Raw genomic sequence first — 21,246 nt, forward strand, 5'->3', positions numbered from 1 at the left:
TGACTGACTTTCAGGGGCTGCGGCCCCTGAAATATTTCTGTCATTTCCCACGAGTAAAATTCTGCCTACGCTAAAAATTATGCAGAATTATCATGAAATTAACTTCCCCTTTCTTTAAATCTCATGGCCTTTTCAGCACAGTATTCCGCACAGCTTTCACTTCTCGCCCAAGAGGTATTCTTTTTGGAGTAATTTGCGTTATCACGCTATTTTCCGCCTTGCAGATTTTCTCGACCATTATCCTCACCAACATCCTGCAAGATGCCCGCCAAAACGTTATTGCCACCGAAAGCCTGCGCCAGCAGCAGGCGGTGATGGACAAAGCGCGCATGGAATTGCTGATCGCCAGCGATAAGCTCAACCGCGCGGGGATCTATTTCATGCAGGATAAAGAAACCGGTTCAGACGGCAGCTGGCACAGCCTGATGGAGGAGTCGCAGGGCGCGCTCGCCGCGTCTGACAAGGCTTTCAAGCAGTTCGCCACCATGACCGGCGGCTTGCAGGGCGACGCGCAAAAGGCGGCGGCCGATCTACAGGCCAGCTACCAAATGTTCTACGACGGTCTGCGCGAGCAGTCCGACGGCCTGCAAAAAACCAACACCATTGACTCCTTCTTTAACGTGCCTATTCAGGCGTTTCAGGATGATTTCAGCGACAAATACTATCGCTACCTGAGTGTGAATGAACAGACGGCAGTCTCGCTCAGCGACCATCTGCTGGCGGCGCTGTCGCAGGCGAAGTCTCTGTTCCTCGGCGCATTGGTGCTGCTGGCGGTGATCGCCTTGGTGGTCTGGCGCGGCATTACTCGCTGGGTTATCAGGCCTTTACAGCAGCTTATCGCCCACATTCGCGTGCTGGCGGCTGGGGATCTCTCCGAGCAGATTGGCGGCAAAACCCTGCGGGTGACCGAGGTTTACCAGCTCAATCAAAGCCTGAGCGAGATGCAGTCCGGGTTGCGCAGGCTGATTAGCGAAGTGCGCGACGCGTCGTCGCATATCATGGTGAACATTAATGAAATCGCGTTAGGTAATGAGGAGCTTTCAGCCCAGGCCCTGAAGCAGCGCGATGAGCTAAACGCCGCCAACCAGCACATTAGTTCACTGACCGAGCGCGTGAAGGACAACGCGCAGCACGCCCATCAGGCCAGCCAGCGCGCCGAGCAGGCCCAGCAGGTGGCAACCAGCGGCGGCGACGTGATGCACAAAGTGGACACGGCGATGAAAGAGATTGTCAGCCAGTCCGCCGAGATGAGTAACATCGTGGCGATGATCGACAGCGTGGCGTTTCAAACCAATATCTTGGCGCTGAATGCCGCGATTGAAGCCGCTCACGCCGGGCAGCACGGTCGCGGTTTTGCCGTGGTGGCGAAAGAAATTGGGCTGTTGGCACAAAAAAGCAGCCATTCGACGCGCGGCATTCATCAACTCATTGAAGATTCGATGGCGCAAATTGGCCGAGGGTCGACGTCGGTGACTCACTTGGGTAAGAGCTTAAATGAGATCATCACCATTTTTAGCGGGCTTAACACGCTGGTGGGTGAAATTTCTGACGCCACCCAGCACCAGCGCGAAAGCATTCATGAAGTCTCCGAACGCATTGTCACTCTGACTCAGGTTACGCAACAAAACAGCCAGTTGGCGCAGCAGGCGGCCAGTTCTTCACAGGAGTTATTGGCGCAATCGCAACGTTTGGAGAGGGCGGTGTCTAGATTTGGTTTGGGCGAAATTCAGGCTGCGGCTTGACAGTCAACGGGGGAATCGACAAATTAGTTGCCCTGATTGCTTAAAACGGTTTTCCCATGACTGAGACTTCATCCCCATCCAACGCCTGTGCTGTGAAGATTGCCAACCTTGCGGATGTACCCCAGTACCTCGAGGTTATCACAGAATACCTGCATGGCGAATGGTCTGCTTTTCCGCACTGGGCCCAGAAAGAGTATATTCGTCAGAGACTTACCCAGCGCTTAGCCAGTAAAGGCCGCCAGTTCGTGCTGGTCGCTTTCGATGAGAATAACGAAGTTGTCGGCACTGCCGGCGTGATGCGCTACGAGCTGGACGACGTGGCCGAGCGCAAATATTGGCTGGGCGAAGTCTTTACCCGCCACCACCTGCGCGGCCGTGGTATTGGCTCCGCCTTGATCAATGCCAGCATCGAGCGTGCGCGCGCGGCGGGTGTTGATACGCTTTGGCTCTACACGCCTGATCAAAAGGGACTCTACTCCCGCCTTGGCTGGCAGGAAGTGGAAACGCGCGAAGTGGACAACGAGCAGGTCACGGTTATGCAGCGCCCGCTGCGCTAACTTGGCTTGAGCTTATTTGGCCGTGCGCCAGTAGTGCATACTTCCCTCTGAATGGCCGGTGACCGGATCGCTTTCCGGCATCGGCACCTGATTTATCGCCTTAATTCGCTCCGCCATCTTCTTCGGCTCATCGTGGCACAGGTCGGCGGTGACGTTTGGCGGATAGGCGCCGACCAGCATAAAATCGTCATCCGCTGAAATCTGCTTATGGCCGACACCCGCCGGAATTAACAGCACATCGCCGACGTTAACCTCAATAATCCTGCCTTTCTCGCCTCCCAACTGCAGCTTGGCCGAGCCTGCGTACACGCCCACTACCTCATGGGTATTGGAGTGGAAATGGGTAAACGGGTAGACCGGATAACGCCACTGGGGCGGCCAGCCGTTAGAACGGAACAGATGCTCAAGGTATTCGGCATTGTCAGCCACTTCTGGTGGGATAACGTGATGGTAAATCAGCAGAGGCAGCTTGCTGTTGGGCACGCCGCCGTCAGGTTTGCCGGTGTGCAGGATCTCCACGGCGACCTCCCGAGGTTGGGCTTTGAGGGTGAAAGGTAAGGGCAGCAGGGCGGCAACGCTGAGTAAAGTACAAAATCGACGTCTGTCCAAAGCCATTAGCACTGCTCCTTGTTACAAAAGAGAAACCAATTACCCTAAGTCCGAGGGTTTACTTCTTTCATTTATAGAACAAAGTCGCCGTTTTGACATTAACAGCGCCGCAAGGCCGCTCACTCTTTAATCACTCTTATCAGAAAAAGCCGAATTGGCGGGGTAATTGACAAATAAAAGTCATATTAACTGGCGAAACTGACCGTTTCTTCTAGTCTTAACTAAACATAAGCACTTCAGGAGAAAGAAGTCATGAATAAGAAGATGTTAATTATTGTTGCTACAGCGGTATCAGTCCTTGCTGGGTGTCAGACTTACGATCGCGCGGCAAGCTATGTTAAAGAGCCTGTGGTCAGCGACGTTAAAGTCGGTATGACCAAAGCTCAGGTTCGTGCTCTGGCGGGCCCACCTTCAACAGAAGCGACGCTGGTCCATGCTAAAGGGACTTGTCAGACCTACGCCGTTGCGCCACGTGATGGTAAAGCTCAGACTTACTTCGTCAGCTTTAACGACACGGGCCACGTAATGAATAAAGGCTACCAGTCTTGTTCAGATTACGACAAAGACCCACAAGCCGGCCAATAACGGTTTGATTTAGCGGCAGCTTTTGCTGGCCGCTAAATAAGAAAACGCCTGTCAGGTTTAACCTCACAGGCGTTTTTTTATGGGTTTTTTGGGGTGGGAAACCTTTGGCTTAGGCTTTCTCAGTCACAATTCTTACCCCGACTTTGCTCACGTCTTTGCCATCCATCTCAGCAATGGTCCACGTCAGGCCATCCCATTCAATGTGGTCACCAATGACCGGCTCACCGCCCAGCAGATTAATCACGAAGTTGCCCAGTGACAGGGATTTATCCACCGAATCATCCAGATTCAAGCCATAAAGCTGTGAAATGGCGTCCAGAGGGGCATCGGCTTGCAGGATAAAGTCACCGAAGAATCGGTCATCCAGTACCACCGCGTTGCTGTCGCTAAACAGCTTGCCCAACTCCGGCAGGTCTTTTTCCTGTCCAATCACGCAAAGAATGTCACCTTCTTTCAGCCTGGTGCTGCCAGTCGGGTGGAGCATTTCGGTGCCACGGAACAGGGCCGCAATGCGCGTCTCCGCAGGCATTTTCAAGTCACGCAGCGCCGCGCCTACGCACCACTTCTCAGAACCCAACTGATAAATAAACTGTTCCCAATTGCTGTACACGTCGATATCCAGCCCCACGCGGGAAATCGGCGTAGGCATCGGCGGCACGATCACCTTGGCTTTCTTGGCGGCAAAACCCAGCGAGGTGCCTTGCAGCAGCAGGGAAACCAGCACCACGAAGAAGGCCACGTTGAAATACAAGTTGGCCTGCGGGATGCCCGCCATCATGGGGAATACTGCCAGAATCACCGGCACCGCGCCGCGCAACCCGACCCACGAAATAAAGAAACGCTCGCGCAGGGTAAAGTTTTTGAACGGGAACAGCCCGACGAATACCGAAAGTGGGCGGGCAACCAGAATCATCCATAGAGACAAGGCCAGCGCGCCGGCGGCAATCGGCAGCAGATCGCTTGGCGTCAGCAGCAGGCCGAGCACCAGGAACATGCCGATTTGGCTCAGCCACGCCAGCCCGTCGAAAGTCTGCATAATGCCGTGGCGGTTGCGGATCGGCATATTGCCCAGCACCAGACCACAGAGATACACCGCCAAAATTCCGCTGCCGTCCATCGCTACCGTCAGCGCGTAAACCATCAGCCCGCCGCTGAAAGCCAGCAGGGGGTAGAGGCCAGTGGCCAGAGAGATTTTGTTGATCAGCTTATGCAGCAGCCAGCCGCCGCCCAGCCCGAAGAAAATACCCAAACCAAATTGCTGAATCACGTCGAGAACGAACATCCAGCTCAGGCCGTGCTGGCCCTTGGCAATCATGTCGATCAGGGTGATAGTCAGGAATACCGCCATCGGGTCGTTGCTGCCTGACTCAATCTCCAGCGTGGCGCTGACGCGTTCGTTTAAGCCTTTGCCGCCAATCAGTGAGAACACCGCCGCGGCGTCGGTGGAGCCGATGATCGCGCCAATCAACAGGCCTTGAATCATATCGACTTTAAACAGCCAGGCCGCCGCCATGCCGGTTAATCCGGCGGTAATGAGGACACCGACGGTGGCCAGCGACAGGGCGGGCCAGAGGGCCACGCGAAAGGAGGAGGCCCGGGTGCGCATGCCGCCGTCGAGCAGGATAACCGCCAGCGCCAAGTTACTGACTAAATAGGCCGCCGGATAGTTGTCAAAGGCGATGCCGCCAATGCCGTCAACCCCCGCCAACATACCGATGGCGAGAAAAATGACCAAAATGGGAATTCCGAGGCGGGAAGAGAGCGAACTGAGCAGAATGCTTGCTGCTACCAACAGGGCGCCGACGAAGAAAAGTGTGTTGATAGTGCTTGCGTCCAAAATGCCTTCTCCTACTAATGCACCGATAAAACCTGATTGAGCCAGTATGCCATTGACTCGCGTATTAATTTATCAGGAAAAAGTTATCGTCGCTGAAGGAATATTCAGATATTTATTATTCGAACTCTGGCGGAATAAAACTATGCTTATTACTGAGCTCATGGAACCTGATATGAGCATCCGGCTTCAGTTTGATCACCAGAAAGAGGAACTTATGAGCGAATTTACTGGCATCCATCGCGAAGTCCTGAAAGACGGCACTATTAAGCACGTACTGGTGCGCGATAAATCTGGCCATGAACAGGCCAAAGCGGCGAAAGACTATATCTCGGAGGGCATTCAGCCCGATTTAGACGACCTGCCGGAAGTCTCGGCGGGTAGCGAGTATCCGAAAACGGGCAAAGGTAACGGCTAGTTTTCGTCTCTTGCTTAACGCAGCCCGCGCCGCTGCTGGCCGCGCGGGCCTGCCATCTCTGTTTCAGAACAACTTTACCTCGCTACTCTTTCGCCTCAGCCAGCCACTGTTTGCCTTTGGCTTTCATCTCTTGTTCCTGCTGACTAAATTTGGTGGCGAACACCCGTTTCACTGGGAAACCACTCTTCTCCAGCAGATAGGCCAGCGCCGCATACTCGCGCGGGTACTTCGCCACCGTGGCCTGATCGATATCCACCACGCCAACTGGGAAGGTGAAGTTGCCCATGTCGTAAATCGACTGGCGTTTAACAATACGCCACACGCCGTCGCGTTTTTCCACCAAGTCATAGAAACGGTTGTGGCCGTTACAGCCCAGCCCCAGCGAGGCATTTTCGCCAATAATAATGGCATTAGTTTCGACAATCGCCCGATCGCCATTAAAAGTGATCACCGGCGAGCCAATCACATGCTTGGTGCTGAAGCCAGAATTGCCCATTTTCTGCGACCCCTTGACGAACTCGCCGAACAGGCCTTCAAACCATGTGACTTCAATAATGCCGTCGTCATGGAACAATTCGAGCAGTTGATCCCACTCAGCTAAATCGCGATGTATCCAGCCGGTCATTAGGTCGGCAATGTCTTGGCGGTCTTGCAGTGTATTGCTCATGGTGCTGCTCCTGATGATTCGTTGCTTAGTCATTTTCTGCTGACAGCATCGGCGCCTAGAGCCATCAAAACAAATAGTTTAAATTGAGCTATTAATCATTTTAGTTGATGAGTGCTAAAACATGGATTTGCGGCAAATGCGTTACTTTCTTACGGTCGTCGAAGAGGCTCATTTTGGCCGTGCCGCCCAGCGTCTTAACATCGTGCAGCCTGCGCTGAGTATGCAGATTAAAGCCTTGGAAGAGGAGGTGGGCGGGGTGCTGTTCCTGCGCACCACGCGCAAGGTGGAGCTGACCGAGGCCGGGAAACTATTCCGCACAGAGGCTGAACTGGCCGTGGCTCAGGCCGAGCGGGCAAAAAGCGTGGTGCAGCGCGCCCTGCGTGGGGAAACCGGCAAAGTGAGGATTGGCTTTGCAGGCAATGCGGTGTTTACCGGCAAGCTGCTGGCAGATATGCGCACCTTCAATGCTGCCTATCCGCAGGTGGAGATTGAGCTGCAAGAGCTGGCCCCGCAGTGGCAGAGCGAAGCCATTCTGGCGGGTAAAATAGACATTGGCTACTGCCCCAAGATGGGCATTGAGTTTGATAGCCAACTTAGCTCAGAGCTGATTGGCGACTGGCCGATGGTCATCGCGCTTGCGAAGGACCACCCTTTGGCGGGCGCTGAACTGCTCACTAGAGAGATGATTGCCAACGAGCCGCTGATTGTCTATTCCACCGGTAAAGCCGATGGCGGGCAGGTGGCGCAGTTGGAGCGAGCCTTGGGCAGCCCGCCGCGCATCGCTCATCAGGTTTCAAGCACGCTAAGCGTACTCATGCTGGCGGCCGCTGGGCAGGGCATTGCGCTGGTGCCCTCGACGTTCGAACAGGTGCCGTTACCCGGTTTGATCTATAAGCCGCTGGAGAACTTTAGCCTGCGCGCCAATATGATTTTGCTGCACCGCAAGCAAGAAAGCACAGGTTCGGTCAAAGCCTGGCTGGCGCTCAAGCGCAGTAATAAGTGAGTGGAATCAGCCTTGTAAGTCTAAAGAAATTCCGTATAACGGTTATGTTATTGCGAATCACTGAGTCCATTAACGGCCACTCGGCTACAAGGAGAATTATGCAAGAGTTTATCGTCCCTGTTGTCACTCCCACGATTGAAATCACCACGCCGCGCCTGATCATGCGCCAATGGCGCGAAGAGGATCTGGCGCCTTTTGCCGAGCTGAATGCCGATCCGCGCGTGATGGAGTTTTTCCCTTCGGTTATGACCCGCGAAGAGAGTGACAACTTGGCCGAACGCTGTAGCGCCTTGATAACCGAACGCGGCTGGGGCATCTGGGCGCTGGAGACCCGCGATGAGCACAAGTTCATCGGTTTTCTCGGCCTACACACGCCGGGCTACCCGCTACCTTTCAACCCTTGCGTCGAAGCCGGTTGGCGTCTCAGCGCCGAGTCATGGGGCAAAGGACTCGCCAGCGAAGCCGCGCAGGCTGCATTAAAGGTGGGCTTCAACCAGCTCGACTTGCATGAAATCGTCGCTTTTACCGCGCTGATAAACCTGCGTTCTCAGGCAGTAATGAAGCGCATGGGGATGACCTGTGATCCTGCGGAGAATTTTAATCACCCAGTGGTAGCTGAGGGGGATAGACTTCAGGAGCACTGTCTTTATCGCCTGCGGCGGGATGATTGGGCGGCTGCCCAAAGCCGCTGACGGTCAAGTTTGCAACCTTGCGTTGCCACGCAAACTGGCTTTTAAAGTCAAGGTCGTGCGCTGCCACCACACCGGGCTGAAGTTCAAAACCTTGCGTTGCCACGCAAACTGGCCCAAAGGGTTTTAAACGAAACCCTTTGGAATCCTGCGTTTTATGCTGTTTTAGATCGAGGCTTCGCAGGGTCGGAATGGACATGTTTCAGTCGCTTTGGTGACAGCCGCGAAGTGCCGCCGCTTAGGCGGTTCCCTCGCTGCGGGATTACAACCCGCGTAAAAAGCCACGCGGTTTTCCACCTCTTGCTCGGCGTCACTTCTGAACGCGGCTTTCTGGCATTTACACCGTGCCGTTTCATGTGGTTTTGCTTTTGACTTTATCCCTCCCCTTTCAGCAGGGGAGGCTAGGTGGGGTGTGGGGTTGGCTGCATTGAGCGCTCAATGAAACCACTCCTCATCCCAGCCTTCTCCTCTGAGAGGAGAAGGAGTAAACCGTGCTCGTCCCCACAAAAAATCAAACCAGCAAAAAACGAAAACCAACTATTATTCCCTAAGTTTTTTATCTGACATTCTTCTAAAAGGACGTAACCCGTGGGCGCAGTGCATAAGGTTTTTATCATTCATGGTTTTATGGCGGGGCCGGATTCTCATTGGTTTTCTTGGTTGAAACAGCAAGCCGAGCAGGAAGGCGCTGAGGTGAAAGTATTGCAGATGCCCAATTCGCTCGCGCCAGATGACGCGGCTTGGCGTTCTACGATGCAGGCTGAAGTGCACGATGCCGATGAAAACACCTTTTTTGTCGGGCACAGCTTGGGGTGTGTGACGGCTTTGCGGTTTATTGAGTCACTGAAGCCATCAAGCCGAGTGGGCGGGGTGGTGATGGTTTCTGGCTTCGGCGGGGCGGTTGAAACTTTGCCTGAATTAGAGGGTTTCACTCAGCAGCCGCTGGACTATGAGCTGTTGAAAAAACGTATCCGCCAGCGTGCCGTGCTGCTTTCCCTTAATGACGACATCGTTGCTCCCCAGCATTCACTAAAACTCAGTCAGGATCTGGACGCTGAGTTACAGGGCATTCCCCACGGCGGCCACTTCCTCGACCGCGACGGTTTTGAACGTCTGGATACAGCCTGGGAAATTCTACAGGCTATGCTGAAAAACAGCTGAATCGGCTTTTGGTTTTGTCCTTCCCCTTTCAGGAGGGGAGGCTAGGTGGGGTGTGGGGTTGGTTACATTGAGTGCTGAATTAAACCACTCCTCATCCCAGCCTTCTCCTCTGAGAGGAGAAGGAGCAGAGCAGCACTCCACTGAAACGGCACGGTCGAGATGCCAGTAGGCCGCATTCAGAAGTGACGCCGAGGGAGTGGTTCGAGACCAAAGGCTTGAGCCGAGCAAAGCGAGACAGCGTTGCGTAGCAACGACCCGAAGGGCGAGGCCAGAGGCCGAGTAATCCCGAACTGAGGGAACCGCCTAAGCGGCGGCACTTCGCGGCGAACACCGTGGCCGCTGAAACACGTCCATTCCGACCCTGCGAAGCCTCGATCTTCCAGCAGTAAAAAACGCAGGATTCCAAAGGGTTTCGTTTAAAACCCTTTGGGCCAGTGTGGGCGGCGAGCCCACGGTGTTGACCTTGACCTTAAAAGATTCCAGCTTTTAAAGCGCAGGGCGTTCGCTCAAACGCCCCAACACGCTTGCTCCTATCATCCCGCCGTTCCCGCCAGCGCCAGCAAACTTGCCAGTGACGACCAGAGGTTCCGGGTAGCGGTGCAGCACGCCATGGCGGACGGCCAGATCTAGCGCGGTGATCAGGGGGATGGCGTTGGCTAAGCCGCCGCCGACCACGATTTTGGAGGGGCCGAGGATGTTGACCAGCAGCGCCAGAGGTTCGGCGACCAGTTGCAGCCAGGCTTGGATGGTTAAATCTGAGTCCGGCTGGCCGTTTTGCCAGCCGTCGACGATCTGCTGGCTGGTGCGATCTTGCTGATTAAGATGCTGATGCAGGCGCTCCAAACCGCGCGCGCCGCCGAGTATATCCAGACAGCCGTGCTGGCCGCAGGCGCAGGGCAGGCGCGGGATAGGGTAGGTCTTGCCATTGATCTGTAGCTCGGTGCGGGTGATGGCGCCGTGACCCCACTCGCCGGTGACGCCGCCGTGGCCGCGCACCAGTTGGCCGTTGATCACCAGACCTCCGCCCACGCCTGTGCCGAGAATAATTCCCGCCACAATCGGCTGATTCTGCGCGTTTCCGGCGTAGGCTTCCGCCAGTGCAAAACAGTCGGCGTCATTGGCGGCGCTCACCGGGCGCTGCAAGGCGAGGCTGAGATCGGCCGCCAGCGAGCGGCCGTTAAATGCCGGAATATTGGTTGCCAGTAGCTCACCGGTTTGTGGCGACACTAGCCCCGCCGTGGAGATAGCCAGCGGCGTGTCGGCAGGGTAGTCCGGCGCGTACTGGGTGATCAAACCTTGTACGGCGGCAACGAAAGCATCCCACGAGGCGGTCGGGGTCGGCACCTTGCCAAACTCCTCCACTTCGCCTGAACGCGCGGAAATACCAAACTTAATAAATGAACCGCCGATATCGGCACAAAAAACCGCCGCGTCAGCTGACGCAGCGGAGAAAGGTTTGCTCATGAGCGGGTATCCAGTAAATCGCGTAATCCATCGCCCAGGACGTTAAATCCGAGCACCGTCAGCATGATAGCCAGACCGGGGAACAGCGAAAGGTAAATATTTATGCCGAGGAAGTTTCGGCCATCGCTCATCATAGTACCCCATTCCGGCATGGGTGGCTGCACGCCTAGGCCAAGAAACGAGAGGCTAGCTGCGGCCAAAATCACCGTACCGGCGGTCAGGGTTGATTGGACAATAATCGGCCCGACGGCGTTGCGCAGAATGTAGTGCACGATAATCCGGTAGTGTGACAAGCCGAGTGCCTGCGCCGCCTCCACGTACTCCATCTGCTTTAGGCCGAGAGTCAGGTTGCGGCTGAGGCGGGCATAAACCGGAATGGCGAACAGCGAGATGGCAATCAGCAAGTTGACCAATCCGCCGCCCAGAATGCTGACCACCAAAATCGCCAACACGATGCCGGGGAAGGCAAACAGCATGTCCATAAACCACATGATGACCATATCGACATAGCGCCCGGCCATCCCGGCGATCACCCCCAGCGGGATGCCGATAAGCATCGCCAAACCGACGCTCAGCACCACTTCGATAATGGAAATCCGCGCGCCGTAAATTACCCGAGCGAAAATATCACGACCATAGTCGTCGGTGCCAAACAGGTGGTCCGCCGAAGGAGCAAGCAGGGTATCTATCAGGTCCTGCGCGTAGGGATCGTGACGCGTCAGCCACGGCGCGAAAATACCGACTAAAACAATCGCGCCGACAATCAGACCGCCAAAGGTCACCGCCGGATGACGCCATAGCCAGCGGAAAAACCGCAGCGTGCGCGGCTTCCGACGGGGTAGTTGGGTGATAATGGCAGACATTAATCGAACCTTATTTTTGGATTCAAGAAGGCAATCAACAGCTCGCCGAGCAGGTTCATCACCACCACGCCGCACACGGCAACCAGCGCCACGCCCTGAATCACCGGATAATCGCGATAGCGCACCGAGTCCACCAACAGACGCCCGATGCCCGGCCAGTTAAATACGGACTCGGTGACCACCGCGCCGCCAATCAGACTGCCGAAGTTGAGGGCGACGATGGTGACAATTGGGATCAGCGCGTTGCGAAACGCGTGGCTGCAATAGATAGTGACGGCGGACAGCCCTTTGGCGCGCGCGGTGCGAATGTAGTCCTCCGACAGCACGTCGAGCATGCTCGAGCGAGTCATGCGCGCCATCACCGCCATCGGCAGCACCGCCAGCGTCACCGACGGCAGGATGTAGCTTTTCCACGAGGTTGCACCGAGCAGCGGCAGCCAGCCGAGCGACACCGAGAAGTAGTTCATCGCCATCAGCCCGAGCCAGAAGTTAGCAATCGAGGCCCCGGCAATCGCCAGCAGCATCACGCCATAGTCCGGCCAGCGGTTGCGATAGACCGCGCCAATCATCCCGGCGGGCACGCCAATCACCACCGCCAAAAAGTAGGCCAGCACGGCGAGCGCCAGCGTATAGGGCAGGCGCTCGCCGATCTCCTGCGTCACGGGCTGCTGCGATTGCAGCGACAGCCCGAGATTCCCGTGCAAAACGTCGGTGGCAAAATGCACGTACTGGGTGACGATCGGCTGATCCAACCCAAGACGTACGCGCATATTGTCCACCGCTTCCTGCGTTGCTTCCGGCCCGGCCATCAGGCGTGCCGGGTCGCCCGGCAGCGCGCGGATAGACCCAAAAATCAGCATCGACACGCCGATCAGAATGACCGGGAAGGCGATGAGTTTTTTTGCCAGATAAGCTTTCATATCAACCCTTATGTGCGTCTTTTACAACAATCTGACCGCCCGGAACCATGGTGACGCCGGACACGCCGGTACCTGTCGCAAACAGGTCATTCTGGTAGTACAGCAGCACTTGCGGCGCCTGCTGGTTGATCTCTTTCTGCGCCTCGACGTAGATGGCGTTGCGGGCATTTTCATCCTGCGTTGACGCCGCCTTGTCTAGCATTTCATCCAGTTTAGGGTCGTTGAAGAAGCCGAGGTTGGCACCGCCCGGCGCAAAGCTTTTGCTGTAGTAGAGTGGGCGAAGTTGCAGATCCGCGCCGTTAACGCCGGAAGACCAGGACGCCAGCACCGCGCCGGTGTTATCGGCCTTTTTGCCTGCCTGATCGGCAAAGGCGGCTTTGGCCCACACGCCGCTTTCCATCTGGCGGACGTCCAGCTTGACGCCAATTTTCGCCCACATGCTTTGCAGCACTTGGCCGATACGCGCGTCCTGCCCCTGTACGGCAATCGACATGGTAAAGCCGTTCGGCAGCCCGGCCTCTTTCAGCAGCGCCTTGGCTTTCTCCAGATTCAGCGGATACGGGTCGAGGGTTTTGTCATAACCCGCGGTGACCGGAGCCAGCGGCGAGTTAGCCGGAATGGCGAAGCCGGACATGATGGCGCGCACCAGACCTGCGCGGTCGGTGGCGAAGTTCAACGCCTGACGAACGCGCACGTCATCTAGCGGCTTAAGGTCAGTGTTGAGCGCCACCCAGAATACGGCGGAGCCTGGGCTCTCATGCAGCTGGAATTTAGGGTTGTTTTTCAGCACGTTGGCGAACTGCGGCGGCACTGGGTTAATCACGTCAGCTTCGCCAGCCTGCAGGGCCATGTTCATCACCGACGGCTCGGCGCTCCAAGTCCATTTCAGGTCGTCCGGCCCGCTGGCTTTATCCCCCCAGTAGCCCGGATATTTCTCTTCCAGCACGAATTCGCCGGTTTTGTACTGCACCATTTTGTACGGGCCAGTCCCCACGGCTTTGCTGTCCAGCGTGCCGGCCTTGTCGGCGGTTGGGCTGACCATCAAGGACGCGCCGGTCGTCAGTAAATTGAGGAAGGCGGGATAAGGCTTCTTCAGGGTGAACAGCACCGTCGAGTCATCCACCTTGGTGACGCTTTCGAGGAAGGTGCGCAGACGCCCGCTGGCTGCCAGACCGCGCTTGGCGTCGAGGTGGCGGGCGAAGTTGGCGACCACGGCATCGGCATTAAACGGCGTACCGTCGTGGAATGTCACCCCGCTGCGCAGCTTAAACGTCCACTTCAGGCCGCTCTCATCGCTGCTCCACGAGGTGGCGAGCGCCGCCTCTGGCTTCAGCTCGGGCGACATGCGCAGCAGACCTTCATACATCGGGTCCAGCACCGTACCGGTAAAGGTCGCCGTCTGGTTGCCGGGGTCCATGCTGCGCGGCGCTTCGTTCTGCATGATGGTCAGGGTGGCCGCGTAGAGCGGGGAGGAAAGTGCGGCAAGCAGCGCCGTACTTAGTAGAGTTAATCGCATTTTGCTGTTCATCGTATTTCCTCTGCCCAAAATACCCGTCATCTTTCGAACCGCAGAGGCGTTGGCTGCTCTCTCTTACCCAAATCACTGACCTGTGTAAGTGATTCGGAATTCGTTCGTTCGCCGCCTTTCTGCACGTCGAAATATTTCGGGTATTACGTGTAATTGATTAAAAGGTGATTCGAAAACATCAAAAACAGTGTGAACGTTTTTTTGCGTAATTAGTTCATATGAAAAACTTATGTTGAGATGTTTGGTTCAAAATGTGAACTAATTGGCATTGATATATCCATTTTTAATGTTTAATGTCAACGCAGCTGATTGAAATTTGAGAGCCCGGAAACAAATATGCTAACCACCTTACAACAACAGATATTAGGGGCTATCACCGCAACGGATGGCCTGAGCCGCACTGACCTCGTTCAGCTCTCCGGCATGAGCAAGGCTGCGGTCAGCGGGGTGGTGCGCGAGATGATTGACGCCGGACTGCTGCTCGAATCGCAAACCGTGCCGGGCGCGGGGCAGGGTCGCCCCTCGGTGCGTTTAACCGTCCACCCGGACGGCGCCTATTTCGCGGGCGTGTCGCTATTACAAGATCCGGCGCACATGGTGCTGATTAACCTGCATGGCGAGATCCTGTCGCGGGTGACATTCCCCCTCGACAATCAGCCGCAGCGGCTAGCGGATAACATCGCCACCGCGCTGCCGGAGCTGCTGGCGGCCCACGCCGACGCCGCCGACAAGCTGCTCGGGCTGGGGGTGACGCTGTCGGGCTTCATCGATGAACATCAGTCAACCTGCGTGCAATCCACGCTGCTGAGCTGGCGCGACGTGCCGCTGGCCGACCTGATCCGCCAAAGCATTCACCAGCACTGCCCGACCATTAATCAGGGCGGCGGCATTGCCGTCGCCATTGAAAACGACGCCAAGGCGCTGGCGGTGAGTGAGAAACGCTTCGGTCACGCCCGCGAACTGAGCAACTTCACCCTGGTCAGCCACGGCGCGGGTATTGGTAACGCCCACTTTATCTCCGGCCAGCTGCATCGCGGTTTTCACGGCGGCGCGGGGGAGATTGCCCACTGCACCATTGAGCTGGACGGCCTGCCGTGCCGCTGCGGCAAGCGCGGCTGTCTCGACACGCTGGCCTCTCTCAACGCCATTATGGAGCGCGCTAAGGCTGAGGCTCTGGATGTCGAATCCTTGGCGGAATTGGAAAAGCTGGCGGCGCGCGGCAGTAACGCGGCAATTGGCATTTTGCATCGGGCGGGCACCGCGCTGGGCCTGGCGATTTCGCATCTGATTCAAATTAATGACCCGGACATGATCCTGATCGCCCATCAGGAACAGAGCTTCTCCGGGCTGTTTGGCACCGTGGTACAGCAGTCGATAGATGCCAACGTGCTGCCGGGCGTGGCCGGGCTAACGCCGGTCAAAACCTTCGCGCTTAATGACGATACCTGGGCGCGCGCTGCGGCAAGCATCCCGGCGCATCGTTTTTTGGTCGGCCTGAAATCTTGCTGAAACGTTCACTTTCACACTCTGAATTCTGAGGTTAAACACCATGCGTATAGCAGTCGGCGGTATCCATATCGAATGCAGCACTTACAATCCGGTGCTCAACGAAGAGAAAGACTTCCGCATTACCCGCGACGGGGCGCTGCTCGCCGCGCCTTACTTCAAGTTCTTGCAGGATTACCCGGCCACCTTCTTGCCAACCATTCACGCCCGCGCCATTGCCGGTGGCCCGGTGTCCCGCGCGACTTATGAAAAATTCAAAGCTGAATTTTTGAGTGGTTTGGAGGCGCAAAAGCCTTTTGACGGCCTCTACCTGCCGATGCACGGTGCGATGTATGTCGAAGGGATGGAAGATGCCGAAGGGGACTGGATCGCCGCGGCCCGCGAGGCGGTGGGCGACGACTGCCCGATCAGCGTTAGCTACGACCTGCACGGCAATGTGTCGCAGAAAATCATTGATGCCATCGATATGTTCTCCACCTATCGCACCGCGCCGCACATCGATACGGAAGAAACCATGCGCCGTTCGGTCGCGATGCTGATTAAAACCCTGCAAACCGGCGTCAAGCCCACCCTGCTGTGGGCACCTGTGCCCGTGGTGTTGCCGGGGGAACGCACCAGCACCGAAGATGAGCCGGCGAAAAGCCTGTATGCCCGCTTGCCGGAAATTGATCAGATTGACGGCATCTGGGACAGCTCGCTGATGGTCGGCTATGTTTGGGCCGACGAGCCCCGCGCCACGGCGGCGGTGATCATGACCGGCACTGACCAAGCCGTGCTGGAGCGCGAAGCCAAAAAGCTGGCGCAGGCTTACTGGGACGCGCGCGAAGATTTCGTTTTCGGCTGCGAAACTGACACGGTGAAAGCCTGCGTGACCAAGGCGATTGCCAGCCCGACGCGCCCGGTGGTGCTTGCCGACTCCGGCGATAACCCGACCGGCGGCGGCGTGGGCGACCGTGCCGACGTGCTGGCCGAGCTGATTGCCCAATATGCCGACGGCGTGATTGTCGCCGGTATTGCCGATTTACCCGCCACCGAAGCGGCGTTCAACGCGGGCGTGGGCTCGCACCTCAGCCTGACGCTCGGCGCGTCGCTGGACCACTCCAGCCCGCAGGTAAAAGGCGAGTTCGAGGTGGTTCTGCTGCTCGACGCGCTGGCCCCGGCGGACCGTCAGGCGGTACTGCGCACCGGCGGTATTGATATCGTGGTGTCGGCCCGCCGCCGCCCATATCACAACATTAGCGACTTCACCGCGCTGGAGCTGGACCCCCACAGCGCCAACATCGTGGTGGTGAAATCGGGCTATCTGTCGCCGGAACTGGCGCCGATCGCCAGCCCGAACCTGATGGCGCTGTCCAACGGCGTGGTCGATCAGTTTGTCGAGCGCCTGCCGCGCCTGCGCAAAACACGCGACACCTTCCCGTTCGACAAAGACTTTAGCTATACGCCAGAAACATTGCTGTCAGCCCGCAGCCGTTAATTGCTGGCTTAACCCGTTTGCCCTTGCCGGAGAAAGAACATGAACGCCACTACCCCGCAACAAGCCGCCGCGCCACGCCTGCCGGTGCTGGAAGTCCAAAATCTCACCACCTCGTTTCGTGGTGAAGATGACTGGCTGCCGGTGGTGCGCGGCCTGTCGTTTGAGGTCTATCCGGGGGAGACGCTGGCGATTGTGGGCGAATCCGGCTCGGGAAAAAGCGTCACTTCGCTGTCGGTGATGCGCCTGCTGAAAGCCCAGTCGAGCAAGATTGAAGGGGTGGTTAACCTCAATCAGCGCAGTCTGCTGGGGCTGTCGGACAAGGCGATGCGCGACATTCGCGGCAACGAAATGGCGATGATTTTTCAGGAGCCGATGACCTCGCTCAATCCGACGTTTAGCATCGGCAGGCAGATTGCGGAAAGCCTGAAACGCCATCGCGGGATGTCGTCGAAACAGGCGCGGGCCGAGACGCTGCGCCTGCTGGAGAAGGTGCGTATTCCTAATGCGCAGGCGCGGTTTGATGAGTATCCACACCAGTTTTCCGGCGGTATGCGCCAGCGGGTCATGATTGCCATGGCGCTGGCGTTAAAACCCAAACTGCTGATTGCCGATGAGCCCACTACCGCGCTGGATGTCACCATCCAAGGGCAGATCCTCGACCTGATTAAAACCTTGCAGGAAGAGGAGGGGATGGCGGTGCTATTCATCACCCATGATATGGGCGTAGTGGCGGAAATCGCTGACCGCACGCTGGTAATGTATCGCGGCGAGTGCGTAGAAAGTGGCGAAACCGCCGAGCTGTTCCATCGCCCGCAGCATCCTTATACCCGCGCCCTGCTGGCGGCGGTGCCGAAGCTTGGCTCAATGCAGGGGCGGCCTTGGCCGCTGCGTTTCCCGCAAATCGACCTGCAAACGGGCGCCTCGACCCAGCCGCTAGAAGTTGCCAATACGCCAGACAGCGGGCAGACGCCGGTCTTGTCGGTGAAGAATCTCAGTGCGCGATTCCCGGTCTACGGTGGTTTGTTGAGCCGACAGGTGGGGGCGGTTCACGCGGTGGAAAACATCAGTTTTGATCTGTTGCAGGGGGAAACCCTGTCGCTGGTAGGCGAGTCGGGCTGTGGGAAATCTACTACCGGCCGCGCCGTCACTCGCCTGATGACCCCGCACAGCGGCGAGATCGACTTCGACGGCTTTGACGTGATGAACATTGATAAACGGCAAATTCTACAAATGCGCCAGCGCATTCAGATGATTTTTCAGGACCCGTTCGCCAGCCTCAACCCGCGCATGCGTATCGGCGACGCCTTAATCGAGCCGATGCTGCAACACAAGCTGCATAATCGCGCCGACGCCAAAGAGAAGGCCGCCGCGCTGCTGCACAAAGTGGGGTTGTCGCCGGATATGATGCGCCGCTTCCCGCACGAGTTCTCCGGCGGCCAGCGCCAGCGTATCTGCATCGCCCGCGCACTGACCCTCGACCCGAAAGTGATTGTCGCCGACGAATCTGTCTCGGCGCTGGACGTGTCGGTTAAGGCTCAGGTGGTGAATTTACTGCTCGATTTGCAGGAGAGCATGAACCTCTCTTACCTGTTTATCTCCCACGACATGGCGGTAGTGGAGCGTGTTAGCCATCGGGTGGCGGTGATGTATCTGGGGGAAATTGTGGAAATCGGCCCGCGCGCCGCCATCTTCGACAACCCGCAGCACGCCTATACTCGCAAGCTAATGGCATCAGTGCCGGTGCCAGACCCGGCGCGGCGTGGCTTGAAGCGCCATATGCAGGTGGATGAGCTGAAAAGCCCGGTGCGCGATAACAGCTATGTGCCGCCGATTCGCCAATATCATGAAGTGTCGAAAGGCCATTTCGTGCAGGTCTAAGCTATTTTACTGGCTATGTAGAACGCGGCGGGGCGCGCCCTCCGCGTTCCAGCCGCCTGCAACCATGCTCCCGTTTGCCACAGCAAGTTTCTTAACATCTCCTCACGTAAAGTTAATCCTTTCATTAAAAGTTGTTATAAAATAGCGCCCTCGCTTTCGACGAGTTCCCTCGTCAGACTTGGTATGCGAACTACATTTAAAACGCAACAGGTTAATTTCTTAGGAGTTTTCATGTCTAACCAGTTCCCAAACTCACGCCTTCGCCGCCTGAGACAGTCCGATTCAATGCGCGCTCTTTTTCAGGAAACCGAATTTAGCGTGAATGACTTGGTACTGCCGATTTTCGTAGAGGAAGAGACATCTGAATACGTGCCGATCGAAGCCATGCCTGGTGTGATGCGTATCCCTGAATCCCGCCTGGCGTTTGAAATTGAACGCTATGCCCGCGCCGGTATTCGCTCGGTGATGACCTTTGGTATCTCCAAACATATGGATGCCACCGGCAGCGATACCTGGAATGAAAACGGTCTGGTGGCGCGCATGGCGCGTATTTGTAAAGACACCGTGCCGGAAATGATCGTGATGTCCGACACCTGTTTCTGTGAATACACCTCCCACGGCCACTGCGGCGTGCTGCACGACCACGGCGTCGACAACGACGCCACGCTGAAAAACCTCGGCAAGCAAGCCGTGGTGGCCGCCGCCGCCGGGGCTGATTTCATCGCGCCTTCTGCGGCTCAGGACGGCCAAGTACAAGCCATCCGCAGCGCGCTGGACGAAGCGGGTTTTATCGACACCTCCATCATGGCGTACTCCACTAAGTTTGCTTCTTCGCTGTACGGGCCATTCCGCGAGGCGGGCGGCAGCGTTTTGAAAGGCAACCGCAAGCAGTACCAGATGAACCCAATGAACCGCCGCGAAGCCGTGCGCGAATCGCTGATGGATGAGCAAGAGGGCGCTGATGCGCTGATGGTGAAACCTGCCGGTGCTTACCTCGACGTGATCCGCGATATCCGCGAAGCATCGCGCCTGCCTTTGGCGGCGTATCAGGTCAGTGGTGAATACGCGATGATCAAATTCGCTGCGCAGGCCGGTGCCATTGACGAGCGCGCCGTGGTGCGTGAAAGCTTAGGTGCCATTAAACGCGCCGGTGCCGATATCATCCTGACCTACTTCGCGATGGATATTGCTGAAAACGGCCTCTAATCGCTTGAGTCGTCAGCAAGAAAAGCCGGGCTTTGATGCCCGGCTTTTTTATCCGCTAAACACAGCGAATGTCAGTCAGGTCATTCGCAACGGCGGTTTTTTGTTGCCGGGTGCAATTGATAATAAGCGCGACCATAGGGCTTACTATTATTCGTCGGCGGTGTAGCCACCTTCAGCCCGGAAACAAACAGTTGTGAATATTCACCTGAAACCCTCTGTTCCGGGTTACTGCTGGTTTCGAGATCGACATAGGTATAGCTCGATGGGTTATCTCGGTTAAATGACCAGATACCAATAAAGCTCAGTGGAGTGAGTTTGGCAAAGCGAGTTAGCGTATTGACATCGTCGAGCTTGAACATACTGGCATCATCGTTAAGTCCAATCATCGGCGTGATTGCTACCTTGCTTAATCGTTGTTTTTCAGTGAGATCGGGATAAAGCGGGGCAATCTGCGCACTGATGCTCAGGGCCGCGTCGACCGCTGCCTTACCCATGTCAGTTTGGGTTGAAGGGTCATTATCGGGATCGCCATAGTCCATTGCCATACCGTTTACGCTGAATTCAAAACCGGCATCTTTCGCCAGTTTAAGAATCGCGACGCCACTTGGATTCAAACCCGTAGGCATGGTTGGGAGGGTGAAACTGATTGCTACGTCGGGTTTGCGGCTGGCGACATTCTTAAGTGCAGCACAGATCTTCACGGCATCGAACAGGCCATTTTCCAAATCAAAGTCCAGCCCTTTGGCTTCGTAGAGTTCAATGGTGGTGATATAGATCTCTTCGAGTTCAGTAATGGAGAAATGGGTTGAGATATCAGAGTTAGAAGCCCCGCCAAATGAAATGATCACCGACAGCCCCGCGCTGTTTAGCTCTTGCGCCAGAGGGAGCGCCCAGTCTAAAGGCATGGCAGAACTGGCTGCCCAGCATGGCGTATTGGTTTCGGGATTCAGTGTGATAAAACCAAAAATCAATCCATCAATTTTCCATCTTAGTGCCCGCTCGTAATAGATTGGATTTGGGCGGCCCTGCGGGTAATTTTGCCAGTCGCTCCATTGTGCATTAATCGTGACATCAATATAGGGGGTATATGAATTAGGCATAATAAATTCCTCGTATATGTTATTAGGTCTATTTTAAAA

Annotated in this window: 19 protein-coding genes and 1 other RNA gene; 12 read left to right on the top strand and 8 right to left on the bottom strand. The window is 56.4% G+C overall.

Translation table 11 applies throughout. The features are described from left to right. The first annotated feature begins 92 nt into the window (after positions 1 to 92). Together SBO83_RS14935 and SBO83_RS14940 are read left to right on the top strand one after the other, a co-directional pair. Entirely contained in the window at positions 93 to 1,742 is a 1,650-nt protein-coding gene (locus SBO83_RS14935) for a methyl-accepting chemotaxis protein (RefSeq protein ID WP_396132039.1), read from the top strand. Between the two features lie 56 nt (positions 1,743 to 1,798). After that, positions 1,799 to 2,299: a GNAT family N-acetyltransferase gene (locus tag SBO83_RS14940; RefSeq protein ID WP_084674052.1), complete on the top strand. Its 501-nt coding sequence runs from the start codon at positions 1,799 to 1,801 to the stop codon at positions 2,297 to 2,299. A 12-nt stretch (positions 2,300 to 2,311) separates the two neighbouring features. Here the strand turns inward: SBO83_RS14940 and SBO83_RS14945 are convergent, their stop codons facing one another. Then, on the bottom strand, positions 2,312 to 2,914 hold the full coding sequence (locus tag SBO83_RS14945; RefSeq protein WP_396132040.1) for a cupin domain-containing protein: 603 nt from the start codon (positions 2,912 to 2,914) through the stop codon (positions 2,312 to 2,314). Positions 2,915 to 3,160: 246 nt separating this feature from the next. On the opposite strand from SBO83_RS14945, the gene osmE reads away from it, so the two are divergent. Next, positions 3,161 to 3,493 (top strand): osmotically-inducible lipoprotein OsmE, encoded by a 333-nt coding sequence (gene osmE / locus SBO83_RS14950; protein WP_034789322.1) that lies wholly within the window; start codon positions 3,161 to 3,163, stop codon positions 3,491 to 3,493. Positions 3,494 to 3,602: 109 nt separating this feature from the next. Here the strand turns inward: osmE and SBO83_RS14955 are convergent, their stop codons facing one another. Next, the gene (locus SBO83_RS14955; RefSeq protein WP_396132041.1) at positions 3,603 to 5,330 is read right to left on the bottom strand and encodes a potassium/proton antiporter; all 1,728 of its coding nucleotides are present in this window, start codon (positions 5,328 to 5,330) and stop codon (positions 3,603 to 3,605) included. A gap of 214 nt (positions 5,331 to 5,544) precedes the next feature. Here SBO83_RS14955 and SBO83_RS14960 point away from each other — a divergent pair, with 214 nt between their 5' ends. After that, positions 5,545 to 5,745 carry a hypothetical protein gene (locus SBO83_RS14960; RefSeq protein ID WP_034789351.1) on the top strand — a complete coding sequence of 67 codons (201 nt, stop codon included), beginning with the start codon at positions 5,545 to 5,547 and terminating at the stop codon, positions 5,743 to 5,745. A gap of 82 nt (positions 5,746 to 5,827) precedes the next feature. Here the strand turns inward: SBO83_RS14960 and SBO83_RS14965 are convergent, their stop codons facing one another. Then, the gene (locus SBO83_RS14965; RefSeq protein ID WP_396132042.1) at positions 5,828 to 6,412 is read right to left on the bottom strand and encodes a nuclear transport factor 2 family protein; all 585 of its coding nucleotides are present in this window, start codon (positions 6,410 to 6,412) and stop codon (positions 5,828 to 5,830) included. 136 nt (positions 6,413 to 6,548) lie between these two features. Here SBO83_RS14965 and SBO83_RS14970 point away from each other — a divergent pair, with 136 nt between their 5' ends. From SBO83_RS14970 to SBO83_RS14985, 4 genes are all read left to right on the top strand, one after another. Continuing rightward, entirely contained in the window at positions 6,549 to 7,415 is an 867-nt protein-coding gene (locus SBO83_RS14970) for a LysR substrate-binding domain-containing protein (protein ID WP_396132043.1), read from the top strand. Positions 7,416 to 7,513: 98 nt separating this feature from the next. Continuing rightward, entirely contained in the window at positions 7,514 to 8,107 is a 594-nt protein-coding gene (locus SBO83_RS14975; protein WP_396132044.1) for a GNAT family N-acetyltransferase, read from the top strand. Positions 8,108 to 8,701: 594 nt separating this feature from the next. After that, positions 8,702 to 9,265 (top strand): alpha/beta hydrolase, encoded by a 564-nt coding sequence (locus SBO83_RS14980; RefSeq protein ID WP_396132045.1) that lies wholly within the window; start codon positions 8,702 to 8,704, stop codon positions 9,263 to 9,265. Between the two features lie 198 nt (positions 9,266 to 9,463). Beyond that, positions 9,464 to 9,551: non-coding RNA, RtT sRNA (locus SBO83_RS14985), on the top strand. A 200-nt stretch (positions 9,552 to 9,751) separates the two neighbouring features. On the opposite strand, the gene SBO83_RS14990 is transcribed toward SBO83_RS14985, so the two are convergent. From SBO83_RS14990 to SBO83_RS15005, 4 genes are read right to left on the bottom strand one after another with little or no spacing between them, the layout of a single operon-like run. Beyond that, complete coding sequence (locus SBO83_RS14990; RefSeq protein WP_396132046.1) at positions 9,752 to 10,729, bottom strand: ROK family protein; 978 nt, start codon at positions 10,727 to 10,729, stop codon at positions 9,752 to 9,754. Then, positions 10,726 to 11,592, bottom strand: a complete 867-nt coding sequence (locus SBO83_RS14995) for an ABC transporter permease (protein ID WP_034789356.1) — start codon at positions 11,590 to 11,592, stop codon at positions 10,726 to 10,728. Before SBO83_RS14995 ends, SBO83_RS14990 begins: the two co-directional genes overlap by 4 nt. Next, entirely contained in the window at positions 11,592 to 12,512 is a 921-nt protein-coding gene (locus SBO83_RS15000) for an ABC transporter permease (RefSeq protein ID WP_034789358.1), read from the bottom strand. Before SBO83_RS15000 ends, SBO83_RS14995 begins: the two co-directional genes overlap by 1 nt. Position 12,513: 1 nt before the next feature. Continuing rightward, positions 12,514 to 14,040, bottom strand: a complete 1,527-nt coding sequence (locus tag SBO83_RS15005) for an ABC transporter substrate-binding protein (RefSeq protein ID WP_396132047.1) — start codon at positions 14,038 to 14,040, stop codon at positions 12,514 to 12,516. A gap of 336 nt (positions 14,041 to 14,376) precedes the next feature. Between SBO83_RS15005 and SBO83_RS15010 the strand changes: the two genes are divergently transcribed. The 4 genes from SBO83_RS15010 to hemB all read left to right on the top strand — a co-directional run bounded on the left by SBO83_RS15010 (position 14,377) and on the right by hemB (position 20,107). Further along, the gene (locus tag SBO83_RS15010) at positions 14,377 to 15,549 is read left to right on the top strand and encodes an ROK family transcriptional regulator (RefSeq protein WP_353501604.1); all 1,173 of its coding nucleotides are present in this window, start codon (positions 14,377 to 14,379) and stop codon (positions 15,547 to 15,549) included. A 40-nt stretch (positions 15,550 to 15,589) separates the two neighbouring features. Further along, positions 15,590 to 17,023, top strand: coding sequence for a M81 family metallopeptidase (locus tag SBO83_RS15015; protein ID WP_396132048.1), 1,434 nt, complete (start codon positions 15,590 to 15,592; stop codon positions 17,021 to 17,023). Positions 17,024 to 17,062: 39 nt separating this feature from the next. Further along, positions 17,063 to 18,901: a dipeptide ABC transporter ATP-binding protein gene (locus SBO83_RS15020; protein WP_396132049.1), complete on the top strand. Its 1,839-nt coding sequence runs from the start codon at positions 17,063 to 17,065 to the stop codon at positions 18,899 to 18,901. A gap of 231 nt (positions 18,902 to 19,132) precedes the next feature. Beyond that, positions 19,133 to 20,107: a porphobilinogen synthase gene (hemB, locus tag SBO83_RS15025; RefSeq protein WP_034789371.1), complete on the top strand. Its 975-nt coding sequence runs from the start codon at positions 19,133 to 19,135 to the stop codon at positions 20,105 to 20,107. An 80-nt stretch (positions 20,108 to 20,187) separates the two neighbouring features. Here hemB and SBO83_RS15030 read toward each other — a convergent pair whose 3' ends face one another. Then, entirely contained in the window at positions 20,188 to 21,207 is a 1,020-nt protein-coding gene (locus SBO83_RS15030; RefSeq protein WP_396132050.1) for a hypothetical protein, read from the bottom strand. Positions 21,208 to 21,246 lie beyond the last annotated feature (39 nt).

This window comes from Ewingella allii (assembly GCF_044430645.1).
GTDB lineage: Bacteria > Pseudomonadota > Gammaproteobacteria > Enterobacterales > Enterobacteriaceae > Ewingella > Ewingella allii.